Here is a 9,579-nt window from a genome sequence, read left to right on the forward strand (position 1 = left end):
AGGCTCCCGACAAACCGCGTGCAAGGGCGTGCGAGGCGCGACAACCGGCACCTGGCGCGAGGGGAGGAAGGTCGACTGCGGGGCACGCGCACCCGCAGGTTTCGAATCGCTTAGTATGGGCTAAGTAAAAGTGACGAAGCCAGTCTAGCTACCGAAATACATGGGGGTCGCCAGGATGCCGCTTATGCCCACCGAGTTGCAGGAGATCGAGCGCGCGAACGATTCGGGTCTGCAACCTGTCGTCTTCGTGCATGGCCTGTGGCTGCTGCCCAGCAGCTGGGACCGGTGGCGCGAACTCTACGAGCGGCACGGCTACACCACCATCGCACCGGGTTGGCCCGACGACCCCGACACCGTTGCCGAGGCACGCGAGCACCCCGAGGTGTTCGCCAAGACGTCGCTGAAGATCATCGCCGCCCACTACGCCGAGGCGATTCGCGCTCTTACGATCGAGCCCGTTCTTGTGGGCCACTCCTTCGGTGGCATGCTTGCCGAGGAACTCGCGGGCGAGGGGCTCTCGGCGGCCACCGTGGCCATCGATCCGGCGCCGTTCAGAGGCGTGCTGCCGGTGCCCGCCTCGTCGCTGAAGAGCTCGGCGGCGGTGCTCAACAACCCGGCCAACTACGCGAGAGCCGTCTCGCTGAGCTTCGACCAGTTCAAGTACGGCTGGGCCAACGAACTCGACGAGAGAGAAGCGCGAGAGCTCTTCGAAGAGTTCCACGTTCCTGGTTCCGGACGGCCGCTGTTCTCGGCGGCGTTCGCGAACATCAACCCGTGGACCGAGGACCGCGTCGACACCACAAATCCCGATCGCGGGCCGATCTTGCTGATCTCGGGTGAGAAGGACAACACGGTGCCGTGGGCCGTGGTGAGCGCGGCGTACCAGCGTCAGCTGCGCAATCCTGGCGAGACCGAGATCCGGCAGATTCCGGACCGCGGTCACTCACTCGTTATCGATCACGGATGGCAGGACGTCGCCGAGTGCGCCTTGGCCTTCATCAAGGAGTACGCACCGGCGACCGAGCCCGTCCATGGCTGACCTCCCTCCAAGCACCGGCGCGTCCCCCCTCGCGCCGGTGCCCCCGGGGGCGGCAAGCCGCTCCACCTGCTACACTCCACCTGCCTGAACCGCTCGCCCGGGGATGGCCACGGATCCCGGAGGTCACCGCCTCGCGGGATCCAACTTTGTCTGGGCTCGAGTCGCGCTAGAATCGGGTGACCGACCGGCACCGCCACATGGATGGGGCACCAACTCGTGAAGCAGCTCGCGCAATCCGATCTCGCCAGCCTCGCTGAGGAGTCCGAGCTTCGCGGACTCTCGTTTGAGGGGCTGCGCCTCGCCGGCTACGACTTCTCCGACCGCGTGATCGAGGAGTGCTCGTTTCGCGACTGCCTGCTTGCCGATGCCCGCTTCAACACCTCGACCGTGCGCGCATGCGAGTTCGCGGGCGCCGGCGTCCAGGGCATCAGCTTCTTCGCGGCCACCATCGTGGAGTGCAAGATGATGGGCCTTGACTTCGGCCGCGGCGCCCGCTTCGACGCAGCGACGTTCGTGCGCACTAACCTCGACTACGCGCTCTTCCGCGCCGCCGATCTAGCGGGCGTCGAGTTCACCGGCTGCTCGATGCGCGAGTGCGACTTCACTGGAGCCGACCTCGCCAACGCGAGCTTGGTCGAGTGCGACCTTACTGACGCCGACTGGAGCAGCGCGACCACGCGCGGCACCGACCTGAGCGGCTCGCGCATCCGCGGGCTCGACCTGCGTCGAGGCCCCTACGGCGTCATCCTGACCTCCCGCCAAGCCGTCTCGCTGGTCGAGGATCTCGGCGTGCGCGTCTTCGACCCAGCCGAGTAGGGGACGCGGCTGGAAGGAACTCCCTGACCTCTCGGCGAAAGAGACACCAGACGCGATTCGCACCCGCGCAAAGAGCAGATCTGCCTAGCGTGGGGGAATCCGTGAAGAAGCGCGCCGGGATGTTCGCCGTCTTTCGCAACCCGAAGTCTCGTCCGCGCGCCATCATGTGGACCGGCGTCTGGCTGATCGTCTTGGGCTGACGCTCAAGCTCGCAGGCAACGAGAAGCACGCCGATTTCCTGCAGATGGACGCGTGTTTCCGCTGCCACGCCCTCGAGGGCAAGCACGACGCGCCTGGCGAGTGCGCCACCTGCCACACTCCTGGTTTCGATCTCACGCCGGCGAGTCGCCGCGCCGCCGGTTGGCTCCCCGGCGGACATGCCGCAGCCGCCGCCGAGTCGCTCAAGGAGTTCGGCATCGCAACCGCCGAGTCCAAGGACCTCACCGATGAGGGCATCCCCGAGCGGGTTGCTCGGCCGGTCGAGCACTGCTCGACATGCCACAAGAAGGCGTTTTACGAGGACTGCCACTCACAGCTGGCGAAGGGCCTGAAGCTCGGCGCGAAGTAGCGGGTCGCCGGAGTCCGGCGCGGTCGCGCACTACTCCACGTCGCTCGGCACGACCAAGCGGCTCTGGAACGCCATGACCACAAGTTGGGCGCGATCGCGGGCGTCCAACTTGAGCATCACGTTGCTCACGTGCTTCTTCGAGGTCGACTCCGAGACCACCAGCTGCCTTGCAATCTCGTCGTTGGAGAGCCCCTCGGCGACCAGCCGCAGCACCTCGAGCTCGCGCTCGGTGAGCGACGCGAGCGCCTCCGGGTGCGCGCGCAGCACGTCCGCACGCTGCGTGAAGTGCGCGATCAGCCTGCGAGTCACGAGCGGGTCGAGCAGCGCATCGCCGCGGGCCACGACGCGAATCGCGTCGAGCAGCCGAGCAGGGCCGGCGTCCTTGAGTAGGAAGCCGCTTGCACCGGCGCGTAGCGCTTCGTAGACGTACTCGTCGGTGTCGAATGTGGTCAGGATCACGATGCGCGGTCCGGCCTCACCGAACTCGGCCGCAATCGCCACGGTCGCCTCGATGCCGTCCATGACCGGCATCCGGATGTCCATCAGCAGCACGTCGAGTGGCGTCGTCCGTGCCAGAGCCACGGCTTCCTCGCCGTTGGCAGCCTCGCCCACGACCTCGATGTCGCCGCCAGCCTCCACGAGCGCGCGAAGCCCGGCGCGAATGAGTTCCTGGTCGTCGGCGATGCCTACTCGAATCGTCACCGCTTGCTCCTCGTCAGCGGGATGGTTGCCCGCACTTCGAAGCCGCCGCTTTCGCCCGGCCCAGCCGAGATCGTACCGCCGAGCACGTCGACCCGCTCGCGCATGCCGATAAGCCCGCGACCCGTGCCCGCGCTCGCCGCAGCGCCGGCGGCTGCACCAGCGCCGTCGTCGATCACGAGCAGTGCCAGCTTGTCGTCTTTCACGTCCACGCGCACGGTCGCGTGCTCGGCGTGCGCGTGACGCACCACGTTGGTGAGCGCCTCCTGCACGATACGGTACGCCGAGACGGCCACCGCGCTGGGCACCGACTCAAAGTCGCCGCTCGTTGCCAGCGCCACATCGAGGCCGGTCTCACGCACCGAGCGCACCAGCGTGTCGAGCTCTCCCAGGTCCGGCACGGGTTGGCGCGGCGAGTCGTCGCCCGAGTCGCCGGCGAGCACCGAGAGCATCGAGCGCAGGTCGCGCAGGGTGGCTCGGCCGGTATCCCCAATCACGGTAAACGCGGCGCGCGACTTCTCGGCGTCGTCGACGGTGGTCGATCCGGCGTCGGCTTGCAGCGTCATGAGCGTCAGCGAGTGCGCCATGATGTCGTGCACGTCGCGGGCGATGCGCAGGCGCTCCTCCTCAACGCGGCGAAGCGACTCCTCCTCGCGCTTGCGCTTGACCTCCACGAAGAGCTCTCGGCGAGTCTGCGCCGTATGCCCAAGCGCCGCCGAGAGTGCCAGCAGCGCGAGGATCGCGACGACCTGCGCCACCGTGTAGGAGACCGACACGGTCATCGCCGAGACACCAAGCACGATGGCGCCCAGCACGATGCCGATCGGCACTGCTCGGCGGCCGCCGTAGCGCTCGGAGACCGTGAACAGTGCGGTCATCGGCGCGAGGATGACGATGGCTGGTGGCCACGGCATGGCGAGATACAGGCCGGTGAAGATGGCCGTTGCGAGCAAGACGGGACCGGGGTAGCGGCGCCGGTACATCAGAGGGAGGAAGCAGGCGACCGCAGCCACGTACGGCCAGAGCCCGGGATGGAGCTGCAGATGCAGCTGGGTCGCGATCGCAGGGTACGACGCGAGCGAGCGGACGATGGCGATCTGGATGACCGCGAGTACGGCAAGCGCGATGGCGCTCCCAATATCGCGGTGATCCTGACGCCCCTCCAAGACGAGATTGTCGATGTCGTCGTCGGTCGCCAGGTTCTCAAGCCGGTCTATCACGGACTCTCGGTCGGCCTCGTGCTTGGCGCGGTGCTGGGCGTCACGCAGTGCGCGGCGTTCGGCTCGGCTGGGTTTGGGGTGATCGTTCATCATCGTGTCCTCAAGATTACGCTACAGCGCTTTCGGGCTTGGGCGGCATCGAGCTTGCCCTGCCCAGCAGCGGCCAGATCAGGGCAATCGCGGACAGCAGGAACAACACGCCAAGCGCGTACGGCACCGACTCGCCGAGGCGCGAGTACGCCCAGCCGCCTAGAAGCGGAACGAGCATCCCCATCAGCGACTGGATCGAGCCCAGGCCGCCGGCGAGCGCGCCCTGCTCGTCGTCGGGGACCGAGCGGGAGATGAGCCCTTGCACGGCGGCGGTCGTCCCGCCCTCGGCAGCGCCGAACAGCAGCACGCCGACGATGAAGACGATCGGGAGAGGCAGGAACGACCCCACGAGCGCGAGCAGTCCACAACCGACGACCTGGCCCAAGAGCCCCCCGATCGCGACGCGGTGCTCGCCGATCCTCGGGACGAGGAACCGGACGAGGCCGCCTTGGATGACGATGTCGAGGATGCCGATCACTGAGACGAGCAAGCCGATCTGCGTCGGGCCCCACGCAATCGCGTCCTTCGCGAGAACCGAGGCGTTCAGCGCGAAGAATCCGAACGGGACCGCGGCGAGGGTGAGTGCGAAGAGGAGCGGGCGCAAGTCGGGATGGTCGAACGCGTCGCGGATCGTCTGAAGCAGGTGCGGGCTCTCGACCTCGAGCTTCGCGGCGCGTTTCTCGGCGGTGATGGTCTCGGGGAGCACGAACATCGAGATCAGCGCGATGAGTACGGTGATTGCTGCCGCGACGAACACCGGCACGGAGTAGCCGAACTGCGCGAGCAGGCCGCCGACGGCCGGGCCGAACATGAAGCCTATGCCGCCCACGGCTCCCGCGAGCCCGAACTGCGCCGCGCGCTCCTCAGGAGGGGTGATGTCGGCGAGGTAGGCCATGCTGACGGCTCGGTCACCTGCGGTGATGCCGTCGATGATGCGCGACACCAAAAGGATGCCGAGGCCGCCCGCGAGGCCGAAGAGCACGTAGCCCGCGGCCGATCCCAGCAGGCTGACAACCAGCACGGGCTTGCGGCCGATGCGGTCGGACAGTGCACCCAGCAGCGGCCCCGAGAAAAGCGCACATGCCGAGAACACCGCCTCGAGCACGCCCACCCACAGCGCCACGTTCTTCGCGTCGTGCACGTGGTTCTGGATGATGAAGGGCAGCACGGGCAGCACGATCGTCATGCTAATCGTGCTCAGGAAGCCGATTGCCAGCATGATGATCAGCGGCAGCTTCGAGCGGACCTTCGCGAGCGAGATCATTGTCTAGTCCTGCTTTGCGAAGAGTCGGACGCCAGGCACGAGGAACGCTACGAACAGTACGCACAGCACCAGCATGTCGAGCACTATTGAGTGCAGCACCAGGCTCGCGGGCATCGCAGCGCCCAACATCGCCTGTCGCAGCGCATCGATGCCGTATGTGACCGGGTTGAGTTGCGAGACGATTCTGAACGCCGAGGCCATCATTCCGCTCCCGAACGACGGGAGAAACGAGCCCAGCGAGAGCATCATGATCGGCATCATCACGAGCATGTTCACGAGCATGAATCCTTGCTGCGATGTCTGCCGCGACGCGACGAGCACGCCGAGCGAAGTGACGGTCGCTGAGAGTACCAGAAGCACGAGCAGCACCAGCAGCGTCGAGTCGAACGAGAAGTGGATGCCGATGAACGGCGCCACGAGCAGCATCAACAGCGTTTGTATGAGTGCGATAGTCATGCCGCCGGCAACCTTGCCCAGCGCCACAGACGTGCGCGACACCGGCGCGACCAGGATCTTGCGCATGAACCCGAACTCACGGTCGTACACCATCGACATGGTCGACTGCATCGCCGTTGTCAGCACCGTCATCGCCAGCATCGCCGGGAAGATGAACTGCACAAAGGGCACGCCGGGAACGCTCATGCCGCCCATCGGGCCGCCTCCGCTGGCGCCCACCTTGCCGATCAAGCCGCCCAAGCCGAAGCCCAACCCGATGATCATGATCGCTGTCATGACCACGGTCCCGATCACTCGCGAGCGGTCCTTCAACAAGCCGAGTACGTCGCGGTACCAGACCGTGTACGCCCCAGCCATCAAATCCGAGAAGCCCGTCATTAGTGGCCACCCCTTCCATGCGCCTGCATAGCTGCGCGCATCGAGTCGCTCGCACTCGGGCCTTCGTCGCGGATGGCTCGGCCGGTCAGCTGGACGAATACGTCGTCGAGCGTTGGGTGCTCCAGCGAGATCGCCGAGACGCAGCCGGTGCCCAGCGCGGCGTCCAGCGCGCGAATCGCCTCGGGCACGAAGCGATCGCCGTTGGCCACCTCGAGCGCCAGCGCGCCGTCTACGCGGTCGGGCAGCACGGTCGCGCCCATCTCGGCGAGGCGCAGCGCGGCGGCGTCGTGCATGTCGTTGCCGTCGGTCCACAACTTCACGCGGTCGCGACCGATGGCGCTCTTCAACGTGCTGGGCGAGTCGCACGCGTCGATGCTGCCGTGGTCGATGACGGCGATGCGGTCGCAGATCTCGGCCTCGTCCATGTAGTGGGTGGTGAGGAAGACGGTCAGGCCCTCGGTCTCGCGCACCGCGTTGACGTACTCCCAGATGCGGCGGCGCGTTTGCGGGTCCAGGCCGATGGTGGGCTCGTCGAGGAACAGCACCTTGGGGCGGTGCAGCAGCCCGATGGCGATCTCGAGACGCCGCTTCATCCCGCCGGAGAACTTGGCGACCGGAGCGGTGGCCTTGTCGGCGAGGTCGACCATCGCGAGCAGCTCGCGAGCACGCGGCTCGAACTCCGCGGCCGGCATGGAGTAGAGCATCGCGTGGAACTTCATGTTCTGCCACGCCGAGAGGCGCTCGTCGAGCGTGGGGTCCTGGAACACGAGTCCGATCGAGCGGCGCACCTCATGCTGCTCGCGCTCGAGGTCGTGTCCGTTGATAGACGCGCTACCCGCCGAGGGCTTGAGCAGCGTGCACAGCATGTTGATGGTGGTCGACTTCCCTGCGCCGTTGGGGCCGAGGAACCCGTAGATCTCTCCGGACTCGACCGAGAGCGAGACGGCGTCGGCGGCGGTGAACTCGCCGAAGCGCCGGGTGAGGTTGTCGACCTCGATGATTGGCATGTGACTGTCCTTCCGTGGATGACAGTCCCATCGTGCCGCTCGCCGAGGGCCGGCACATCGCTCCGGGGGAGAGAGTTGCGCTGGTACCGGGGGAGAAGAACGCGAAAGACGGCCCCACAGGACCGCCCTTTGCTTGGCGCGTGGCGCCGGCGCTACATCGAGACCAGGTTCAGGATGTTGCCCTCGGTGTCCTTGAACCACGCCGACTTGGTGCTGCCCGTGTCGGCGACGCCGTTGACGGTCTTCAGCCCCATCTCGGGGATGTCGTACTCCTCGAACACGACGCCGCGACCGCGCATCTCGGTGACGGTGGAGTCGAACGCGGCGGGGGGCACCGGGATGGCCAGCGTCGTGTTGGCGGGCGCGGGCATGCCAGGGCGCTCGTAGAGCGAGAGTTGCGAACCCATACCCGCCGAGATGATCGCTACGCCGTTGCCGCTTTGCGCCGCGTCCAGTGCGAAGCCGAGCACCTCGGTGTAGAACTTGGTCGCCCGGTCCAGATTGTCGGCCCGCAACACGGCCACCGCTGGATAACTACTGAGACCTGCCATCACGCACCTCGCTTCCTCATCGTTCGCGGTCCTGTGTGACCGCGTGCAGGAGGTACCTACCCACCAGCACACGGAGACGGAATGCAGGCACCGGCTGTCCGCCGAGCAGCGCTGTCGCGCTATCCTGCTCGCATGTGCGACAACTCCCGAGAATGCTCGACGCCCAAGGCCCGCAGCTTCGCCGGCCCACGCGCGGACGCTGGTGCACAACCCGCCGCGCGAGGTGCTGCGGCGGGTGCTGCCATCGGCGTCGGCGTCGGCGCCGCCGATGGCCGGCGCGGCATCCGCCCGATTCGCGCCGACGAGCACGACGCCGTCCTGGCGATCATCAACGATGCCGCGCAGCGCTACCGCGGCGTCATTCCGGCGGACCGCTGGCACGACCCGTACTTCTCGGCGGAGTATCTGGCGAGCGAGATCGCCGCTGAAGTGCGGTTCTGGGGCTACGAGTCCGACGGCGAGTTGCTGGGCGTGATGGGCGTGCAGGACGTCGACGACGTCACACTCATCCGGCATGCGTACGTGTCGCCGCATGCGCAGCGCGGGGGCGTGGGTGGACGATTGTTGCGCTCGCTGCTCGCGAAGACCGACAAGTCGGTGCTCATCGGCACGTGGGCGGCAGCGGACTGGGCGATCGCGTTTTACGAGAAGCACGGCTTTCGTGTCACCAGCCGCGAGGAGACCGAGCGACTGCTGAAGCGCTACTGGGACATCCCCGAGCGTCAGGTTGAGACGTCAGTCGTGCTCGCACAGCGGTAGGGCTCGCATCCGGGGGTTGGTTGGGCGCGCTAGGTGTCTCGGCGGGGTTCCGAGCCGTAGGCGGGTACGAAACACGCATGCCCTTGCACCCGAGCCGAGGAGTCACCGTGAACTGGCAGCCGATAACCACCGAGCTCACCCTCGCCGACTACGTGGCCTCGATGGCCCGAGCGGTCTTCGTGTCCGGCATCAACTGGAAGGTCATCGACGCCAAGTGGGACGGGATCCGCGCGGCATTCGACGACTTCGAGCCGCTAACGGTCGCTGGCTACACGCCCGCCGATGTCGACCGCCTGATGACCGACACGCGCATCATCCGCAACCGCAAGAAGATCGAGGCGATCGTCCGCAACACCGGCGAGCTGATCAACGTCGATCGCGAGTTCGGCGGCGTCGACAAGTACCTGGCGTCGTTTAGCGACAACGACCTGCTCATCAAGGACCTGCACAAGCGCTTCGCCTTCCTAGGCGAGTCGGTCGCCCACTTCTTCCTGTTCGGAGTGAACTTCAACTACCCGGCGCAAGAGGCATGGGCCAAGGCACACTTCGGCGGCGAGCACCCTCACGGGCGGTGAGGGGCGAAGGTCCGAGGTGCTGGATCCGGCCAGCGTTCCCAGCGCGCTGCGCTGATATCCTTGGCGGCGACTGCCTACCGCGCACCCCCAGCCGCCGAGGAGACCGCATGCCCGCACGTCTCGCGCTCGTCACCACCGACGACCCGGTGCTGCTCGA

Annotated in this window: 11 protein-coding genes; 5 read left to right on the plus strand and 6 right to left on the minus strand. The window is 66.9% G+C overall.

Annotated features, from left to right (window positions below; translation table 11 throughout):
• The first annotated feature begins 184 nt into the window (after nucleotides 1–184).
• The 3 genes from P4L93_06395 to P4L93_06405 all read left to right on the plus strand — a co-directional run bounded on the left by P4L93_06395 (nucleotide 185) and on the right by P4L93_06405 (nucleotide 2,423).
• On the plus strand, nucleotides 185–1,039 hold the full coding sequence (locus tag P4L93_06395) for an alpha/beta hydrolase (GenBank protein ID MDR3686565.1): 855 nt from the start codon (nucleotides 185–187) through the stop codon (nucleotides 1,037–1,039).
• Between the two features lie 216 nt (nucleotides 1,040–1,255).
• Nucleotides 1,256–1,855, plus strand: coding sequence for a pentapeptide repeat-containing protein (locus P4L93_06400; protein ID MDR3686566.1), 600 nt, complete (start codon nucleotides 1,256–1,258; stop codon nucleotides 1,853–1,855).
• 166 nt (nucleotides 1,856–2,021) lie between these two features.
• On the plus strand, nucleotides 2,022–2,423 hold the full coding sequence (locus P4L93_06405) for a hypothetical protein (GenBank protein MDR3686567.1): 402 nt from the start codon (nucleotides 2,022–2,024) through the stop codon (nucleotides 2,421–2,423).
• Between the two features lie 30 nt (nucleotides 2,424–2,453).
• On the opposite strand, the gene P4L93_06410 is transcribed toward P4L93_06405, so the two are convergent.
• The 6 genes from P4L93_06410 to P4L93_06435 all read right to left on the minus strand — a co-directional run bounded on the left by P4L93_06410 (nucleotide 2,454) and on the right by P4L93_06435 (nucleotide 8,091).
• Nucleotides 2,454–3,125: a response regulator transcription factor gene (locus P4L93_06410; protein MDR3686568.1), complete on the minus strand. Its 672-nt coding sequence runs from the start codon at nucleotides 3,123–3,125 to the stop codon at nucleotides 2,454–2,456.
• Nucleotides 3,122–4,432 carry a histidine kinase gene (locus P4L93_06415; protein MDR3686569.1) on the minus strand — a complete coding sequence of 437 codons (1,311 nt, stop codon included), beginning with the start codon at nucleotides 4,430–4,432 and terminating at the stop codon, nucleotides 3,122–3,124. The genes P4L93_06410 and P4L93_06415 overlap by 4 nt, the downstream gene beginning before the upstream one ends.
• Nucleotides 4,433–4,448: 16 nt before the next feature.
• A complete protein-coding gene (locus P4L93_06420; protein MDR3686570.1) occupies nucleotides 4,449–5,696 on the minus strand; it encodes an MFS transporter in 1,248 nt (415 codons plus the stop codon).
• A gap of 3 nt (nucleotides 5,697–5,699) precedes the next feature.
• Complete coding sequence (locus P4L93_06425) at nucleotides 5,700–6,530, minus strand: ABC transporter permease (GenBank protein ID MDR3686571.1); 831 nt, start codon at nucleotides 6,528–6,530, stop codon at nucleotides 5,700–5,702.
• Nucleotides 6,530–7,537 carry an ATP-binding cassette domain-containing protein gene (locus P4L93_06430; GenBank protein MDR3686572.1) on the minus strand — a complete coding sequence of 336 codons (1,008 nt, stop codon included), beginning with the start codon at nucleotides 7,535–7,537 and terminating at the stop codon, nucleotides 6,530–6,532. The genes P4L93_06425 and P4L93_06430 overlap by 1 nt, the downstream gene beginning before the upstream one ends.
• Nucleotides 7,538–7,689: 152 nt before the next feature.
• Nucleotides 7,690–8,091, minus strand: a complete 402-nt coding sequence (locus tag P4L93_06435; GenBank protein ID MDR3686573.1) for a VOC family protein — start codon at nucleotides 8,089–8,091, stop codon at nucleotides 7,690–7,692.
• Between the two features lie 279 nt (nucleotides 8,092–8,370).
• On the opposite strand from P4L93_06435, the gene P4L93_06440 reads away from it, so the two are divergent.
• Together P4L93_06440 and P4L93_06445 are read left to right on the plus strand one after the other, a co-directional pair.
• Nucleotides 8,371–8,847, plus strand: a complete 477-nt coding sequence (locus P4L93_06440) for a GNAT family N-acetyltransferase (protein MDR3686574.1) — start codon at nucleotides 8,371–8,373, stop codon at nucleotides 8,845–8,847.
• A 107-nt stretch (nucleotides 8,848–8,954) separates the two neighbouring features.
• The gene (locus P4L93_06445) at nucleotides 8,955–9,422 is read left to right on the plus strand and encodes a DNA-3-methyladenine glycosylase I (GenBank protein ID MDR3686575.1); all 468 of its coding nucleotides are present in this window, start codon (nucleotides 8,955–8,957) and stop codon (nucleotides 9,420–9,422) included.
• Nucleotides 9,423–9,579: the final 157 nt, after the last annotated feature.

The organism is Coriobacteriia bacterium, assembly GCA_031292615.1.
Lineage (GTDB): Bacteria > Actinomycetota > Coriobacteriia > Anaerosomatales > JAAXUF01 > JARLGT01.

Bases quoted from the DNA above. Each gene is read 5' to 3' on its own strand.
- P4L93_06415 (MDR3686569.1), bottom strand. From the start codon at position 4,432: ATGAACGATCACCCCAAACCCAGCCGAGCCGAACGCCGCGCACTGCGT.
- P4L93_06420 (MDR3686570.1), bottom strand. From the start codon at position 5,696: ATGATCTCGCTCGCGAAGGTCCGCTCGAAGCTGCCGCTGATCATCATG.
- P4L93_06430 (MDR3686572.1), bottom strand. From the start codon at position 7,537: ATGCCAATCATCGAGGTCGACAACCTCACCCGGCGCTTCGGCGAGTTC.
- P4L93_06425 (MDR3686571.1), bottom strand. From the start codon at position 6,530: ATGACGGGCTTCTCGGATTTGATGGCTGGGGCGTACACGGTCTGGTAC.
- P4L93_06395 (MDR3686565.1), top strand. From the start codon at position 185: ATGCCCACCGAGTTGCAGGAGATCGAGCGCGCGAACGATTCGGGTCTG.